The following is a 16,938-nucleotide window of genomic DNA, read 5'->3' on the forward strand; positions in this document are numbered from 1 at the left end:
CAAGCATATGTATAAGAGCTGCATATTCTATAAAAGTGACTCTTTTAGAACCCCTACTCCCATAGGGGTTCTTTTTTATGATGTATACCGGAAAAATCCATTATGTTAAGTAGTTTCTGTTTATCTAACAAAGAAGAACCTATTAGAGATGGTTGTTTCTTGATTGATACCTAGAATTTTAAATCTGCGAACTGACTGAATAAGAACGTTTATTCTAAGGAATCTATGGTTAAATTTAAATCAAGAAGCGCTTGTTCTAGATTTGCTTTTATAGTTATTTTACTAAAATCAAGTCCAAGTTGGATCATTGTTTGAGCAACTTCAGGACGGATACCAATCAATATCGTTTTCACCCCAAGAAGACCTAACGCCTCTACAATTTTAAAAATTTGATGAGCAACCATGGTATCTATAATCATCACACCGGAGAGATCGAATAGCATGTTTGATAATTTCAGTTCATTTGCTTTCTTTAATGTTTCTTCTAGTAAAAGCGTTGCTCTTCCCGTATCTACCTCCCCAATGAGAGGTAGAATAGCAATACCTTTGGTGATTGGAACCACAGGCACTGATAATTCAAGGAAAGCACTCTTTGCTTTTTTTAATGTTTCATGATGAATATTTACATAAGTTAAACTAAAAGCAAAAACAGCTTTATCTAATAAGGGATCAATAATTGAGCTTAATTCAAATACTGTATCTATAGACATATTCTGCTTTTTTATTTCTTCTTTAAGTATTTGCCATATGAATGTTCGATAATAGGTTGTATCTTCTAAGGCCTCATTAAGAGAAACCCCTAAATTTGATGCAAATTCTCCTGTTTGCTTTCCCCATTTTACTATTTGATCTAATATTGTTTTTTGATCGAGCTTTTCCATGATAGCCCGTCCAAAATAGCTGATGAAGTTTGCTCTCAGCTCAATAATTTCTTCATCTGGAAGATTAATGTCTTTTACTTCTTTAAGGTCAGCCACTCTATGCCTGTGCACCATTTGTGCAATTTCATATTTTTTTTCTAAAATTCTCTCTCCTAGAAAGTGTAGATTATCCATTGTAGTCTGTCCTCCAGGTTTAACTTCTCTAAAAAAGTTGTTTTAACTATTTTATCATTTAAAAAAGAGTGCGTAATTAAGTATACAAGATAATTGGATGATTCCAAAGGTAACAAAAGTCATTAATTCCGATAAAGTACATTATGGTAACTGGAGTTGTATATAATACATACCTAAAAAAGAGAAAAATCATTGACGGAGACAGTGATTTTTCTCTTTCATAACATGTGCTATGCATATTTTGATGCTTTTAAACATCCTTAATAGTTTGCTCAAAAATCAAAAAAAAATTCCTAATTTAATTCTTTTATATTAATAATATGTATAAAATATAGGGACGGAAAAGTAAGGCGTTTTGTCTTTAGAATTCACTTTTTAAGGACAAGAAAGGCACACTAACTATGTGGAAGGTAGTTAGTGTATTTTTATTTTGGATTCTTATAATACTGGTTATGGTAACTAAGATTGTATGTGTTATAGATAAAAAAGACTCTAATCGTTTAATATTTGATATTATTAATAAGGTTTTTAATTAATTTAACAGGATGAAGGAAGACAAATGATATATCTTATTTCAGCAGCATTAATTATTTTAGGAAGTGTAATCATAATTTTTTTAATTTCTTTAACAAATGATAAAGAGAACAGCGAAAAGATGGGTAAAAAGCGAGGTCTATTTTTCTTTCTTTTAGATTTCACTACTTCAATTTTAGGTATGGGTAATGTTCTTTTACCAATAGGACTAATCTTTTTAGGTATTTTACTCCTTATTTATCATTAATTTTTCACTACCTATAATGCGTTTTATGTTAACTGAGTTTTTATATTCGAAAAACAAGCAAAGGAGCATACAAATTTACTGTATGCTCCTTTGCTTGTTTCTATATTTGTTGAGTAAGTTTATTCGAATTAACGTCTTTACTTGCCTGCTTCTTATGCAGCCATTGATAAATGATTGGAATCACTAGGAAGCTATTACAAGTTGATGTAATCATTCCTCCAATTACTACTATTCCTAACGTTTGAGAAATTACCGTATCTGCTTGATGCGAGAAAGCGAGTGGTAACAACGTTAAGATTGTTGTAGCAGCTGTGATTAAAATTGGACGAACTCGAGAGAGACTACCAGAAATAACGGCTTGTTGGATATCCATTCCGTCTTTACGGTTACGTTCAATTTTATCAATCAAGACAATTCCATTTGTTACAACGATTCCTGTAAGCATGAGTACTCCAATTAAAGCAGCCAAGTTCCATTCTCCACCAAAAATCACAAGAGCTATAACAACGCCACTTAATGCAAGTGGAATACTTAGCAAGACAGATAACGGTGCTCTCCAGCCTTTAAATAGTGTAGATGTAATTAATAAAACGAATAAGATAGAAAAGGCAACGGCAACTGACATATCAAAAATCATGCTTTTGACTTGTTCTGTTATGCCTCCCATCGAATAGGTTACACCATTTGAAAGATTCATACCTTGAAGTTTCTGATCAACTTTTTTAGATACTTTGCTGATATCGTTGGATGTGATTTGAGCTGTTACTAGAGAAAACGGTTGACCATTTCGTTCGCTAATAGTAGAAGACGTTGGGTCTTTTACAATCGATGCTAGCTCATTAAGTTTAACGATTTTTCCACCCTTACCAGAGAACGTTTCATTACCAAGAGACTTCATCACATCTTCTGGACTAGTATTCATTTGAACATTAGGCTGAGCAGAAGATGTTTGATCTGCATATACATCAACAGGAAGACTCATATGGTCTACTACCAGCGTTGCGTCTTTTGTTTGTGACATATATCTATTAATCACGTTCATTATGTCAGAAAGCTGAACTCCTTTTTGAGTGATAGCTTGCTGGTTAAACGTAATTTTGTATTTTGGTTGGCCATTTGTTAAGTCAATTTTCCCGTCCACACTTAATCCATCTATTGTGGATAGTTCTTTTCGTGCTTTTTCAGCTGTTTGGTCCAAGGTAGCCTGGTCAGAACCGGCAAACATGATCTTCATTTGCGAATCATCACCCGAAATGTTCTGACTCGTTACAGTATAGGCTACATTTTTCGAAAGTTTTGGAAGAGTAGAACCTAACTGCGCAATAACCGCATCTGCTTCTTTCTCATTCTTTAATACGACCGAAAGATTGGCTACATTTGGTTTCTGTAAAAAACCACCGCCTTGGTCGAACACGTCATCACTTTGTGGCGTACTGGCTGCACCAAACGTTGATGAATAAGACTCTACTTTTGAATTCTTTTGTAAATTCTTTTCAACTTTTTGAACCTCAGCATCTACTTGTTGTAAAGTACTTCCTTGAGGCAACTCTACTTTAATTGCAACCTGACCTGTTTTAGCACTCGGTAAGAATGAAACAGGAAGGAAAGCTGAATAAGCAGCTGCAAAAATAAATAGTAAAGCCGAAATGAGCACCACGAGTTTCTTATGCTTTAGTGCCGATGTTAAAACTGGTTTCATCATAGGCTCAAGGGAAACAGCCTTCTGTTTAGAAGGTGCGCCTTTCCATCCCATAAAAGCAAGTGTAGGAATGACCAGCATGGCAACAAAAAATGAAATGATTAATGCAATGACAACAGACCACGCAAACCCACTATAAGAGGCACTTACAATCCCTCCTACAAAAGCTATGGGAATATACACAGCTATCGTTGTAAGGGTTGAGCCAAGAATAGCCGGAATCATTTCATGAACGGAAGCACTTAAAAGTGGCAGTAGTGCTTTGTTTTGAGACTTTTCTCTTCTACGATACATATTATCAAGAATAACGATCGAATCATCTACAATACGTCCCATGGCAACAATTAGTCCTGAAACGGTTAAGATATTAAGTGTAATGCCCATTGTTTTTAAAATAGCAGCTGTTGCTAACAATGAAATTGGCAACGAAATCGCTATAAGCAATGTAGATCGTACATTTCGGAAAAAGAAAAATACGCAAACCATGGAGAATAAACATCCGAGTAAGCCTTCTCGAATTAACCCATTTAACGAATCGTTTAATTCTTTTTCACGATCTAGTTGCGGTGTTAATGAAACAGATCCATCTTTAACAAGCTGCAGTCCATGTACTCTTTCTTTTACATGTTGCGCTACGTCTGTAATATTGGCAGATGGCGTTTTAATGACATTTAATTGAACACTTGGTTTGCCATCTATTCTAGCAACTGTTTTCACATCATTTAATGCATGTGAAATGCTTCCAACTGCTGAAAGAGGGATCGAATTACCATCCGCATTTTTAATTTTAATGTTGTTCATTTGCTGTTCATCGAGCTTCCATCCCTCAAAGGTAACAGGGATCGATAGCTGATTTTGAAGTACAATTCCTTTAGGTAATGATGGAACGGATAGAGATAGTGCTTTATTTAAATCATCCATCGTTAGATTGTTTTTCGATAAATCTTTCATTCTTACTGTTAAAACATATCCATCTTTGGCTCCACCAAATGTGGAGACATCAGATACTCCAGGAACTGTTTTTAATTGTTGGACGATATCTTGTTGAACGGTTGATTTCAATTGGTTTTCATCTAACTTATCACTTGTTAGGTTATACGTAAGTATAGGAAAAGAACTGGTTGTAACCCTTGTAACAAGGGGCGTTGATGTAATAGTTGGTGGTATATCGGCGTTAGCCAAAGCTTTATTTACGTCGCTTTCTGCTTGCTTCATATCCGTATTCATCGGAAAATAGAGACTCATAAATAAGCCACCATCGTATGAGCTCGTTTCAATATCCTGTAACCCATCCGTCGTTCTTGCAGCACTTTCCAATTTGTCTGTAACCAATTGTTTTACCTGTTCAGCTTGATACATAGGTAGACGCATGCTTACAGTAAGTGTTGTATTATTGATGCCGGGAAGATAATCTCGTTGCATTTGAAAAGCTGAAATACCACCCCAAGCTAAAATAATAACGACACATACGATCATTAAGATAGCTCTTTGCATGGTTCCTTCTACGAGTTTTTTGAGCATATATTTACTCCTCCTGCTTTAGTATCCTTGTACCGGGAAATTACCTGAATTCTGTCTTATCTGATTTTTCTGCTCACTTGCTCAATCATGTGAATACTCTACAAGGCTAAATGCAAACTTATAAAGATCCTAGATCGTACTAATCTCCTCAGCCGATTCATACATATCCATATTTTTACCTTCTGTTACATAGATTTTTTATCAACTCCTTAAACTATTGATTAGAAAAACGAATAGTAATAATCTCATGAAGCGTTTTCAAATAGGACGTTTTAAGTTTAAGGTTTGTTATTAAAAAATCATTAAAGATAACATTAAAAATTGATGAAAATGACAGGTTTTTTAATAAATAGTGCTACATTAAAAGAAAAGTAAGAGTGAAATTAGCCTTTTAACTCTTCTTATTTCAATCGAATTCAAGCACATTCACGTTATCGACTGTGTTTTAGACAGACACAGAATAAGAAAGAAGGGCAGACCATGGATTTTATTACATCTTATATAAATCAGTACGGATATATCGTGTTGTTTCTAGCATTAATGCTAGAACTTCTTGCGCTTCCTTTACCAGGCGAACTCCTCATGGGTTACGCTGGGGTTCTTGCTTTTCAAGGACATTTAAGCTGGATAGGATGTATCTTGGCGGCTGGTATGGGGAGCGTAGTTGGCATGACCATAGCCTATGGGGTAGGTCATAAGTTAGGGACTCCTTTTTTTAATAAATACGGAAAAACATTTCATATGGGACCAGAACGAATCGAAAGAATGTCAAAGTGGTTTAGTAGACATGGAAACAAGCTATTGATTATTGCGTATTTTCTTCCGGTTATTAGACATATTACCGGGTATTTTTCAGGAATGACTCGTCTTTCCTTTCGTACGTACGCACTGTACGCCTATAGTGGATCGTTTCTGTGGGTTACAACATTTATTATGCTAGGGAAAGTATTAGGGCCTCAGTGGGAACAGTTCCATAATTCTATTAAGAAGTACTTTATCATTGGAATGATTGTGGCTGTAATTCTGTTTGCATCTATTTATATTTATAAACAGTACAAAGTAAAAATTAAAGGGATCGCAATTAATGTTCTTCAGTGGATAGTAAGTGTATTTCATACGCGAAAACGAGCAGGCCTTGTTTTTATCTTTACAGGGTTAGTTACATTAGGGTTTATTCTGCTTATGATTGGAATGACGCAAGACTTTATCGGAAATGAGTTCGGAGATTTTAATAAAATAACCGGTCTATTAATAACAGCGCTTTTTAACGAAGATTGGAATATACCAATGTGGACATTTTTTATGCTAGGATCTAAGGAAGTTCTTATTGCATTTATTTTCTTTCCACTTTTATGGATCTTATGGAAAGGCAGAGATAAAAAAATTGAATTATTATCTCTAGTAGTGGTTGTAGGTGGCGGTGAACTATATGAAGAAAGTCTAAGACGAATCTTCCATCATTTCTCGCTTGTTAGAAAATCGTTGATAGAACAGCTTTCATACAGCTTTCCAAGTGAGCAATCATTAATGGCTTTTGTTATTTATGGATTTGCTGTGTTTATGTTGGTACGACATTCTAGAAGGTTATGGATTCCTACATTAGCACCACTAGTAGCCGTTCTTATTTTGTTGCTTATTGCAATTAGCCGTTTATTTCTCGGCGTACAATACCCAAGTGATATAGCAGCTGGGTATGTATTTGGTGGAGTATGGCTAGGATTGAATGTCTTATGTCTTGAAATTTTTCGACTAATGAAAGGTATTAGCGTATAAACGATTATAAATTAGAATATAAAGATCTCATTTTATTAGATATAAGAGGAGAATATAAATGAAAAAATGTATTTTAATTGTTGAAGATGAAGTAATGATTGCACGAGCACTTCAAATTGAACTTGAGCATGAAGGATACCAAGTACTTGTTGAGCACGAAGGAAAATCCGGTCTTGAAGCTGCCTTAAATGGTAGCATTGATTTGATTTTATTAGACGTTATGCTTCCAGGTCTAAATGGAATTGAAGTTCTTCGAAGAATTAGAAAAAAAGACATCTACTTGCCCATTATTCTTTTGACAGCTCGTGACACCACGTTAGATAAAGTGATGGGGCTAGATCATGGGGCAAATGATTATATCACCAAGCCATTTGAAATAGAGGAAGTATTAGCTAGAGTACGTAATAGTCTTCGTCATAGAGCTATCGTTCAGGATGTTAGTGAAAAAAAAGATGTTCACTTATCAATAGAAGATTTATCTGTGAATTTAGAAACCAGAGATGTAATTAGACAAAACAAACAGATTATATTAACACCAAAAGAATATGATTTGCTTGTTCATTTATTAAAAAATAAAAATATTGTACTAAGCAGGGACAATATTCTCTTGACCGTCTGGGGCTATGATTATGAGGGGGAAACGAATGTGGTAGATGTGTTCATCGGGCATTTAAGAAAGAAACTAGAAGAAGATACTACATCCCCTTTAATCCAAACCATCCGAGGAGTAGGATATGTGATAAGAAAGGATCAACATGAAAATCACCACCAAAGTTAACCTGTTCATTACTGTTTCTCTGTTACTTAGCTTACTTATTGTAAATGCTATTGTATTTTTCTTATTCATGAAAACGACTGTTAACATGGAAGCACATTTGGTTTCGAAAAACGCTAATGCAATGTTGAAGAAATATCCTATTTCTGAAACCTTAACATTAGACAAAAATCTTTTAAATTCTTACATGTCTACTCACTCTTTCATCCGTATAATAGGGCCAGACTCTAAGACTATTGATCAGGTCAGTAATGATAAAACCCTTGCTAAAAAAATAGCTCCCACCTTTTCGTCAGAAAAAGACTTTGAACTTAGACCTTTCCACGAACATCAAAACTTAGTAGTTCGTGTACCTATTCATCAAAATCAAAAAGTAGTAGGGACATTAGAAATAAGTGAACGACTATCTGGACTAGAAAGCCGTAAAGATATTATTTTATCCATAATGGGTACTGTTACAGCTATTTCTGTTCTGCTTTCTTTTCTAGCTGGCAGATGGTTATCAGCTATCATTATGAAACCTATTGTATCAATGATCTCCACAATGGAGGATATTGAGCAAAGTGGAACGTTGAAGAGAATTAGCATACAAACTGAAACAAAAGACGAAGTGTATAAAATGGCAGCTACATTTAACCGCATGATTGGTAAACTGGAGGAAAACTCAGATAAACAAAGACAATTTATTTCTGATGCTTCTCATGAATTAAAAACACCTCTAACTATCATTAGTAGCTTTATTACGATTCTTAGAAGACATGGAACACAAGATGAAAAAATAGCTAAAGAAGCAACTGAGGCTATCTATTTAGAAACAACTAGAATGAAAAGTTTAACCAAAACTTTGTTAAGTTTAGCTGAATTAGAGGATGCTGAATCTGTTGATATGAAACCAGTTGATCTTGTTTCTCTCTGTACGGTCCTTATCAATCAGTTTAAGCAAGTTTATGACCGTTCCATTGTTTTGCATAAGAATTCCCCGTCAATCTTCATTAATGGAGATGAATTGAAGCTGAAACAGGTTATCATTATCTTTCTAGACAACGCTATAAAGTACAGTACAGATGCGATTGAAGTCTTTTTAGAAAGTGATCAACATAAGGGAGTTCTTCGAATAAAAGATTACGGAATTGGGATACCAGAAGAGGATCAATCGCATGTTTTTGAACGATTTTACCGGGTAGACAAGGCACGTAAACGGGATTCAGGAGGAAGTGGACTGGGATTAGCCATTGCTAAAAATATTGTTAGCCTTCATAAAGGAGAAATTAACATACAAAGCAAAGAACATGTGGGAACGGAAATTAAGGTCATTTTTTCTCTTAAGAACTAAAAAAGCCTCTAGAATTAAAAATTAGTTCTAGAGGCTTTCATTTTTAATGTACTATTCCGGTAAAAACATTATGTTAACTGAACATGTATAGGTTATACAGTCTAAAAACAGAAGGAACTACTGTCTCTCAAAGGTAGTTCCCTACAGTAATATAAATGTATTTTGGATGATTTAATTTATCTGAAGTAATTTATACAGAAAGAATAATTGACCAATAACTCACAGAGACAGATTCTTTTTTAGCTATTTACTAACTTCCACCACGAATGGAACTACAAAGACTTTGTTACTGCGCTGAAACTCTCCCCAAATTTTATAGACGCCAGGTGAAGGAAATGTTGTATGGAACATAGCATTAGATCCTTTTATCCTTTCATCCATCGGATGTACGTGCAGATATTTTGTTGCGTCTTGATTTAGAATGACAACGTGTCCTACAGCTCCAAGGTATGGTTGTAAATCCTGAATAGGCTGTTTGGTTTGAGCGTCTTCAAAATGAAAATTTAGCATAGTTTCCTGATTCGCTTTTAGCTGGCTATCTATTTTAAGAGACACTTGATTCCCATTAACAGTTTTCACTAATTTCTTATCAGGTGTAAGGCTAACAGGAGCTGGTGTATTTCCCTTAACAGAAACCGTATGCATTTGAACCGTATCCGATTGTCCTTTCGGTACAAAGTCAGCAATTAACTGAAATGATCCTCCCTGAGTAAACGTAACAGGTACTGTGAACACACCTTTTCCCTTATAAGTAGGATGGATGTGTTGATATTTTGACAAGTCTTTGCTTGCAACAATCAGATGCATTTTCTTTTCGTGATTTACCTCAAATTCGGAAATAGGCTTCCCTTTATTATCTTTGATTGTGATTGTTAACTGGTTGGTTGTATTAGTCTGAGGATAATGTTCAAACTTCCAATCGGTTTGTACGGCAACTTGTTGTTTTTCTTTTGAAGCATCGTTATGGTCCATGTTTGCCATGTCGTGTTTCATCTGCTTATGTTCAGAATCCTTATTACATGCTACCAAAGCAATCATAGTTAAGAGAGATACCACGACAAATAGTAACTTTTTCATATATACACCCTTTCATTGTAATAAGTACTGCTGTCCACTATTTATATCAAATAGATGTGGAGAAACTGTGCAGACCTATCTATACATATATAGCCTCTATACTCAAACACAGGATTAAGTAACTACCGATAAGCCGTATTATGTTAACTACAAATGAATACCGTATACAGCCTAAAAAAGCGAAAAATCACTGTTTCCGTCAGTGATTTTTCTGGTTATCAATATGTGCTATACATACTTTCTTTGATACCTTCCGGCGTCTTGTGTAGTTTGCTCATAAAAGCAAATCTTATTAGTAACAGCATCTTACTCTTTAGAAATCAATCAGCTTTATTTAACCCTTTTTTAATTAATTCTAAAATAGCTTCATTTCTAGAAGACATTGTTTTAGATTCTTTATACTCATCAATCTTTTTTACAATATCAACAGGAAGCCGTACAAATTGAGCATGTCTTTTCTGTTTCTCATGCATAAATATAGTCCCCCATTTTTAAAATGAAAAAGCTTAATTTTATAAGGATGGCGATCTTAATTCATAATAGTCAGATAAGTTCAAGAATATCAATCATTAAAACATTACATTTATGGTGTATAAAGTAAATTAACTTCTTTTAATAGTCTTTGTACTGTAGATATAGTACCTATAAAATGTTTTATGTTAACTAAGAATCGGCTTTTTATGTAGCCTTTTTGCCCGCCCAATAAATCCTTGCTGCCGCGAAGCAAGCTCGACCATTTTATCAGCCATTTTTGTGTAATCGTTATCTTCGGGGGTTCGCTGAGAGTTAAAAATAACCGCATAATACGGCGGTTCTGGAGTTTTTACTAATGCCTGCATTTGGTCACCTCTTTTCGTGTTTTTTATTCCTTTAATTTAACAGGTTACAGAAAGATATAAATATGACCTTTATGTAAAGAAACGCTAAACTGAATTATTATATATAGGTTGTGGCTTCCCTTAAAGATCATAAACTCAGTTTTAACTCTCTTTCTTAAATGAGTTTTTTATTCTTTAAAAATAACATAAATACCACTGGGCGCCTCCGCATTGACGGGGTCGCTTTTTCAACGTGGAAATGGATAAGAAAAGGCGGAATGAGCATAATAGGAAAAAGAAAATTTTTATAGAACTTATTAAGGGTTTGAGGTGAGAAAATATATGTTTTGGAAAAAGAAGAGCCAACCAATCCGTCATGAAAATAACGACGGCAACCAGCTTTTTCAAAAAAATAATGATTTATCTATAGCTGCTGTTAAGGGCTTAATTTCAAATATGGATGATGGAGAATCGATAGATTACAGGGTTAATAAAGACCGGAATATAACTCTTATTTTCATCCGAACATTAATTGATGTGGAAAGGTTAAATGAATCCATCATTCAGCCGTTAAAAAATTGTTCTGAAGATATGATACATACCTGCATTATCTCAGCAAAAGCAGCTGCTCTGACCAGCCTTGATGAAGCGCAGCAGCTGATGATGTTGGGGCATGTGCTCCTTGATGATGGCAAGGGACGCTGGTGGGCTGTTCCACTTGAAAATCCCTTAGGGAGAAGCATTGAACAATCGGAAGCAGAAACCATTTTATACGGTCCTAAGGACAGCTTCACCGAACAGATTGACCAAAATATCACTTTGCTTCGTAGAAGGCTTCCTGTGACTGAACTTAAAACGGAGAAGTTTTCTACTGGGTACCTAACTAAAGCGAAGGTTGTATTACTGTATGTAGAGGGAATCGCCAATCCAGATATTGTAGATATCGCCCGCAAAAAAATTGCCAAAGTAAATTTTGATATGGTGATTGAACAGTCGAATCTGGCAGCGTTTATGGAGGATCACATCCATTCGGTCTTTCCGCAGTTTCAGCAGACAGATCGGCCCGATCAATGTGCCTATTCTCTTGGACTTGGAAAAATCGTCATTCTAGTGGCAAATACACCGTTTGCGTTAGTTGCTCCTATCACCTTTTTTCATCTCTTTCAATCATCAGAGGACTATATCCACAGATGGCTGGTTGCCAGTTTCCTGCGATGCCTTCGGTATGTAAGCTACTTAGCGTCTATTACATTAATCCCTCTGTATGTTGCATTAACCACCCATCACTATCAGGTCATTCCACTGCAGATTCTGTTTGTTTTATTAGAATCCAGGAGTAAACTGCCATTTAGCCCCTTTTGGGAAGCGCTATCAATGCTTCTGGTTCTGGAAATAATTAAAGAAGCCAGTTTGAGGATGCCAACAAAAACAAGCGCAACTCTGGGTACAATCGGTGGTATTGTTATTGGTCAGGCAGCAGTGGAAGCAGGGTTTGTAAGCAAGGTGTTAATTGTTTTAGTGGGTGTAGCTGCGATTGCGTCTTTTTTAGTTCCAAATTATCTGTTAAGTAAGACTAACACCCTCATTCAATTTGCATTTTTAATTTTAGCATCATTACTGGGCATTCCGGGAATTGTATTTGGAATGATCTATATGCTCGCACACCTTAATGGGCTTACAAGCTTGAAGCAGCCATATTTTGCTCCGGTTGCACCCCTCTATTGGAGAGATTGGATGGATCTCTTCATTCGGGCTCCTATTCCATGGATGAAAAAACGTCCAGCACATGTACATCCTCTCTTTAAATGGAGATACAACCGAGGAGATGATCACTAGATGGGGGATTTTATATTATTTGATAAGACTGCTCAGCTTGGAAAGGGATATATTATTGCATTCGCTAACCGTTCACAAATGCTCTATTTTATATTATTTTTGCCAAAGTTTTTAGAGAGGCCGTATTTATTATTCGGGATACTGGTAGTAGGAATCCTATCTCAGATTAACTTGTTTATTTTATCAAAGTGCCTGTCTTCTAAATATACACAGCAGGGGTACCATGGATTCGCTGATCTTTTAGGCCGGAGGACACTTCGTATAATAGTCTTTGCCGGGATTGCGGTCATTTTTATAAAGATGAGTACGATTATTCTGGGGTATGCTGAAATCGTCCATCAATTTATTTTTCCTGTTATGCAGCTGCCATGGATGATCTTGTTTATTATGCTGATAAGCATCTATATTGCCAGTCAGGGGATGGAAAAAACACTGCGCTTTGGCATGATTGCTTTCCTATGTACCTTTTGGATCATCCTGCTTTATATTCCGTATTTCTTTCCTCCTGAAGCTGAGATGCATGATCTATATCCTTTAATCCCAACAGATTGGTCACATAAACCCTGGAAAGGTATATTAATGGTCTGGTCCTCTTTATCAGGACCGGAGTACTTAATTCTGGTGCTACCTTGGATAAATTCCAAGCAAAACATGCTGAGATATTTATCGATGGCAAATGCGATTTCTATTTTAGAGTATTTGCTGCTTTTCTTGGCATGTCTGTTCTTTTTCGGAACCACTTACCTGGGGAAAATAGGTTTTCCGGTAGTTAATATGATCAGGTACCTTCAGTCTCCTGTTTTTGAGAGAGTGGAAATTATCATGATTTCCCTGCAAATGTTTCACTATGTTTTCTTTATATCCGTTTTGCTGCTTTGTTTATATGGTGCCATACGCATTTCTGCAGGAACTCAGTATAAAGAAACTACACGTAAAGGTTTTTACGCTGTGTGCTTACTTGTCCTGGCAGGTGTGTTTTTAATTCAGCTGTTCTATTGGAGAGAAGGAAAAGAACTAAACCGCTGGACAAACGTGCAATTATGGTCTGGTGCCTTTACTTATTTACTAATTCCATCTCTTCTCCTGGCTGTCACTAAGATAAAGGGGAGGCGTTCCAATCTATGAGGGCACTCACTTCATTTATGCTTATATTAAGTAGTATATGTCTTTTAACTGGCTGTTCTCCTTTTACAAATAACAATATAGTTGAAGAAATTGCGCCTGTGACCTTTTTGTCCATTGGAGCGAGAGGAGAAAAAGGTAAATTAAAAGTCTCTACATTGGTTCCTCCTGTCATGAAGGAAGATAAACAATTTTTTTCCACCAATGTCACACTGTTAGAACAGGGAAGAAGGAGCTTTAATTTGAAATATTACCGGGAAATTAAGCTCGGGCAGCTCCGTATGCTGTTTATTGATGAAAAGGTTGCCAGAAATGGAATTGTATCATTGATTGACACGTTATTAACCGATCCAGACGTATCTCCGCGGCTTTATGTCGTAGTATTTAAAGGTGATTTCGAAGCATTTATCAAGAATCGTATGCAGCAGCAAAAAGATCTGGATTACTATCTATACAGGATGTTTAAGCATTACGAAAAGGGGCAACAGGGAGAAATTACGGTTACAAATATTCATGAATTTATGGAAAAAATGTATTCTCCTTATTCAGATCCGTACGTTCCGGTATTTAAGGTGGATAAAGATAATTTTAGCTATGAGGGCACTGGATTTTTCGGAAATGGAAAGTTAAAAGGTCGTTCTGATAAGTATCAAGACCAATTTTTTCAGCTTCTTAACAACTATCATTTTCTTAAGAATATGATCATTACACCATTTGACGTCTCTCTGGGGGAAGTCCGTTCACATGTTACGACACATGTAAATCTAAATGACCATACCGTTTCATTTAAGGTTCATTATAGAGGCAGAATCGATGAATACCGAGGCACCAAAGACCTGAACAGGCAGGCCAGCATTTACGAATTAGTCGATGAGATCGAAGGCTATATGGAAGAGGGAACCGTTTCACTGCTGAAAAAATTGCAGAAATTGAAAGTGGATCCCCTTGAAATAGGTGGACAGACGATGGCACCCGCTTCAAAGCCCATGTCAGAAGAAGACTGGATAAAGTTCTGGGAAAGTGCAAAAATAAAAGTTGACTGTGATTTTGAACTGGAACCTTTATCCACTTAAATGAAAAAGTCTACTTGAAAAGTAGACTTTTTTGGATTCTACTGCAAAAATCCTAAGATACTGGCAAGTAATCTCTGATACTAATATTCTAAAATAAGGACGTAATTAGGATAGAAAAGTAAAACAAGAAGATAAGTGAAGCTACTTTAATCGCTACCTCTATATCTACAAGTAGTCCCTTTCTTAAAGTGTTGTTATATCTATTTTGTTGTTTTATTTTTGCAACATTTATTCCTGCTGAAGTTTTGTTTGTTAGTTGTTAGTCATTACAATCTCCTCCATAAAAATTAATGTTCCCAAGAGGTTGTAACTATTCTAAAAGCTATTAAGAAGTATACGATTGCCGATAATGTTGATTATGTTGACTAGAAATTACTGTTCTCTGTATATAAAATGTACGTAACTAAGTATATTCAAAGGAGATGTCTCGTTTTGTTGGATTATATATGGATCGATGGAGATTTACCTATTTTGTCCCAATTATCTAATGACTTTAATTCTGCTGCTATGCTATTCCACCCTTTTATTCAAATGCCCTCTGGTTGGGATAAACCAAAGAGAGAAAATCCTTATCAGCATATATATCCTAGTGATGAGGAAATGCTTAAACTTGGAGAACCAATATCATGGAAAGAAGTAATGGCCAAATGTAATTTAAAATCCTACAAGGAACTATTCAGAGCGTTGCAACACCTTACTGGTGTGCCTAGTGATGAATATAAAAAATTAGCTCCTTATGTTAAGTCTAATCCAGATTTTTATTACCCCGAAGAAGATCGTACATCGTTGTTTATACTAAATAGTTTAGTAGAGATCCTCTGTTCAAAAGGGGCAAATACTTTATATTTTTCTGAACCTATTCACGACACAAACGGTTCATTTAAAGTCAATGATATGTCACCTTTAGAAATAGCTAACTTATCTCCTAACGAGTCAATTATCACAGATGAAAATATAGATTTTGCATTTATGGGGATCTATGATTCGTTTATAACATTGCTTTTAGCTAAAGATACAAATATTGAGGATACAATTAAGTCTCTAAACCTTGAAGCTTTCATATGTGATAAAGAAACATACCTTAATTCGTTTATTTAATAGGTACCGATAAAATCCCTTATGTAAACCTAACGTGTATAGTGGGAGTATTAGTAAAATGCACAAAGGGAAATTTGATAATGGTTCGAAAAAGAAAACTCGCCACGAGAGGACTTTTCTTAATAAGTTAAAGCCTTCTTTTGACGAGTTACTTCTATAGTGCATTGTTTTTATTAAGACACGGATTTAAGATCCTTTGTTAACCGGAAAAAAGCTTCTTTATCGTTATTTTTTAAGGACTGATCAATTCCCTCAAGAATCTTACTTTTTTTGAAGTTATTTATCATTTGATCCAGAAACAATTCAGCCAACATTTCATCACGTAAATTGGGATCAACTCGATCCATTCCGTTAAGTGTATTATTTTCCATAAAACGTCAACTCCTTTATCTTTTTCTCTTTTGCAAACAGTATTCCCTTTTGCACTCTTTTTATGCAAGGTTGATAGATGAATTGAGACATAGAATAATATGCATGATTAAGCCCTATTTCCTTTTAGATTTCTTTCATATGTCTTCAATTAGATAAGAAAAAGATATCACTCCACCATTAATAACTAATCGATCAAAGAGAAATGATATTAATTAGTTTCTTTTGTTTATTAGGAAAAGAAAAAAACTAATTTTTGAAGGTCAATGTGTGATTACTTAAATATATTTGACGACAAATGAAAATTTCCCCTTCATATCCTATACCAATTTATGTTTTACTTCTCTTTTAAGAAATTGTTTTATTCACTTTATTTCAACATGAAACTTATAAGCATTAAGAATTAATGTGTTTTTAATAAGGTGAATTTATTTTAATATAAAAAATCAATTTCTTTTATATAAAGAAGTAAATAAATAAACTTACTTATAAAAATAATAGTTTTATCTTTTACTGTTAATGACGACAAATGGATCATTTTTCTACAAAATATGTAATAGTTAACTTTATTTTTAATAACATACGTTAACTATTACTTTTATTAATAA

Annotated in this window: 13 protein-coding genes and 1 pseudogene; 8 read left to right on the forward strand and 6 right to left on the reverse strand. The window is 35.0% G+C overall.

Annotation, left to right across the window (positions count from 1 at the left end):
- Positions 1 to 209 precede the first annotated feature (209 nt).
- The gene (locus LAV82_RS30310; RefSeq protein WP_211080253.1) at positions 210 to 1,055 is read right to left on the reverse strand and encodes an STAS domain-containing protein; all 846 of its coding nucleotides are present in this window, start codon (positions 1,053 to 1,055) and stop codon (positions 210 to 212) included.
- Between the two features lie 559 nt (positions 1,056 to 1,614).
- Here LAV82_RS30310 and LAV82_RS30315 point away from each other — a divergent pair.
- On the forward strand, positions 1,615 to 1,836 hold the full coding sequence (locus LAV82_RS30315; protein ID WP_211080254.1) for a hypothetical protein: 222 nt from the start codon (positions 1,615 to 1,617) through the stop codon (positions 1,834 to 1,836).
- Between the two features lie 100 nt (positions 1,837 to 1,936).
- Here LAV82_RS30315 and LAV82_RS30320 read toward each other — a convergent pair whose 3' ends face one another.
- Complete coding sequence (locus tag LAV82_RS30320) at positions 1,937 to 5,056, reverse strand: efflux RND transporter permease subunit (RefSeq protein ID WP_499717560.1); 3,120 nt, start codon at positions 5,054 to 5,056, stop codon at positions 1,937 to 1,939.
- A gap of 480 nt (positions 5,057 to 5,536) precedes the next feature.
- Here LAV82_RS30320 and LAV82_RS30325 point away from each other — a divergent pair, with 480 nt between their 5' ends.
- Genes LAV82_RS30325 through LAV82_RS30335 form a run of 3 tightly spaced genes read left to right on the forward strand, consistent with a single transcriptional unit; the run spans position 5,537 to position 8,937 of the window.
- Positions 5,537 to 6,829 carry a VTT domain-containing protein gene (locus tag LAV82_RS30325; RefSeq protein WP_499717561.1) on the forward strand — a complete coding sequence of 431 codons (1,293 nt, stop codon included), beginning with the start codon at positions 5,537 to 5,539 and terminating at the stop codon, positions 6,827 to 6,829.
- Positions 6,830 to 6,887: 58 nt separating this feature from the next.
- The gene (locus LAV82_RS30330; RefSeq protein WP_499717562.1) at positions 6,888 to 7,607 is read left to right on the forward strand and encodes a response regulator transcription factor; all 720 of its coding nucleotides are present in this window, start codon (positions 6,888 to 6,890) and stop codon (positions 7,605 to 7,607) included.
- Positions 7,585 to 8,937 carry a sensor histidine kinase gene (locus LAV82_RS30335; protein ID WP_211080252.1) on the forward strand — a complete coding sequence of 451 codons (1,353 nt, stop codon included), beginning with the start codon at positions 7,585 to 7,587 and terminating at the stop codon, positions 8,935 to 8,937. The genes LAV82_RS30330 and LAV82_RS30335 overlap by 23 nt, the downstream gene beginning before the upstream one ends.
- A 243-nt stretch (positions 8,938 to 9,180) precedes the next feature.
- On the opposite strand, the gene LAV82_RS30340 is transcribed toward LAV82_RS30335, so the two are convergent.
- The 3 genes and pseudogenes from LAV82_RS30340 to LAV82_RS30350 all read right to left on the reverse strand — a co-directional run.
- Positions 9,181 to 10,014 carry a DUF8832 domain-containing protein gene (locus tag LAV82_RS30340; RefSeq protein ID WP_499717563.1) on the reverse strand — a complete coding sequence of 278 codons (834 nt, stop codon included), beginning with the start codon at positions 10,012 to 10,014 and terminating at the stop codon, positions 9,181 to 9,183.
- Positions 10,015 to 10,334: 320 nt separating this feature from the next.
- Complete coding sequence (locus LAV82_RS30345) at positions 10,335 to 10,487, reverse strand: ribbon-helix-helix domain-containing protein (RefSeq protein WP_211079404.1); 153 nt, start codon at positions 10,485 to 10,487, stop codon at positions 10,335 to 10,337.
- Positions 10,488 to 10,712: 225 nt separating this feature from the next.
- Positions 10,713 to 10,853: pseudogene (locus LAV82_RS30350) on the reverse strand (antibiotic biosynthesis monooxygenase); the annotation flags it as partial.
- A gap of 321 nt (positions 10,854 to 11,174) precedes the next feature.
- Here LAV82_RS30350 and LAV82_RS30355 point away from each other — a divergent pair.
- The 4 genes from LAV82_RS30355 to LAV82_RS30370 all read left to right on the forward strand — a co-directional run bounded on the left by LAV82_RS30355 (position 11,175) and on the right by LAV82_RS30370 (position 15,961).
- The gene (locus tag LAV82_RS30355) at positions 11,175 to 12,668 is read left to right on the forward strand and encodes a spore germination protein (protein WP_499717564.1); all 1,494 of its coding nucleotides are present in this window, start codon (positions 11,175 to 11,177) and stop codon (positions 12,666 to 12,668) included.
- Positions 12,669 to 13,793, forward strand: a complete 1,125-nt coding sequence (locus LAV82_RS30360; protein WP_499717565.1) for a GerAB/ArcD/ProY family transporter — start codon at positions 12,669 to 12,671, stop codon at positions 13,791 to 13,793.
- Positions 13,790 to 14,863, forward strand: a complete 1,074-nt coding sequence (locus tag LAV82_RS30365) for a Ger(x)C family spore germination protein (RefSeq protein WP_499717566.1) — start codon at positions 13,790 to 13,792, stop codon at positions 14,861 to 14,863. Before LAV82_RS30360 ends, LAV82_RS30365 begins: the two co-directional genes overlap by 4 nt.
- A 432-nt stretch (positions 14,864 to 15,295) precedes the next feature.
- Entirely contained in the window at positions 15,296 to 15,961 is a 666-nt protein-coding gene (locus tag LAV82_RS30370) for a DUF2711 family protein (RefSeq protein ID WP_499717567.1), read from the forward strand.
- 173 nt (positions 15,962 to 16,134) lie between these two features.
- On the opposite strand, the gene LAV82_RS30375 is transcribed toward LAV82_RS30370, so the two are convergent.
- Entirely contained in the window at positions 16,135 to 16,332 is a 198-nt protein-coding gene (locus LAV82_RS30375; protein WP_098757554.1) for an IDEAL domain-containing protein, read from the reverse strand.
- Between the last annotated feature and the right edge of the window lie 606 nt (positions 16,333 to 16,938).

Source organism: Bacillus sp. ILBB4, from assembly GCF_035064545.1.
Lineage (GTDB): Bacteria > Bacillota > Bacilli > Bacillales > Bacillaceae_H > Priestia.

Coding starts and splice junctions, on each gene's coding strand:
- LAV82_RS30320 (WP_499717560.1), bottom strand. CDS start 5,056: ATGCTCAAAAAACTCGTAGAAGGAACCATGCAAAGAGCTATCTTAATG.
- LAV82_RS30315 (WP_211080254.1), top strand. CDS start 1,615: ATGATATATCTTATTTCAGCAGCATTAATTATTTTAGGAAGTGTAATC.
- LAV82_RS30355 (WP_499717564.1), top strand. CDS start 11,175: ATGTTTTGGAAAAAGAAGAGCCAACCAATCCGTCATGAAAATAACGAC.
- LAV82_RS30330 (WP_499717562.1), top strand. CDS start 6,888: ATGAAAAAATGTATTTTAATTGTTGAAGATGAAGTAATGATTGCACGA.
- LAV82_RS30310 (WP_211080253.1), bottom strand. CDS start 1,055: ATGGATAATCTACACTTTCTAGGAGAGAGAATTTTAGAAAAAAAATAT.
- LAV82_RS30325 (WP_499717561.1), top strand. CDS start 5,537: ATGGATTTTATTACATCTTATATAAATCAGTACGGATATATCGTGTTG.
- LAV82_RS30365 (WP_499717566.1), top strand. CDS start 13,790: ATGAGGGCACTCACTTCATTTATGCTTATATTAAGTAGTATATGTCTT.
- LAV82_RS30360 (WP_499717565.1), top strand. CDS start 12,669: ATGGGGGATTTTATATTATTTGATAAGACTGCTCAGCTTGGAAAGGGA.
- LAV82_RS30375 (WP_098757554.1), bottom strand. CDS start 16,332: ATGGAAAATAATACACTTAACGGAATGGATCGAGTTGATCCCAATTTA.
- LAV82_RS30335 (WP_211080252.1), top strand. CDS start 7,585: ATGAAAATCACCACCAAAGTTAACCTGTTCATTACTGTTTCTCTGTTA.
- LAV82_RS30340 (WP_499717563.1), bottom strand. CDS start 10,014: ATGAAAAAGTTACTATTTGTCGTGGTATCTCTCTTAACTATGATTGCT.
- LAV82_RS30345 (WP_211079404.1), bottom strand. CDS start 10,487: ATGCATGAGAAACAGAAAAGACATGCTCAATTTGTACGGCTTCCTGTT.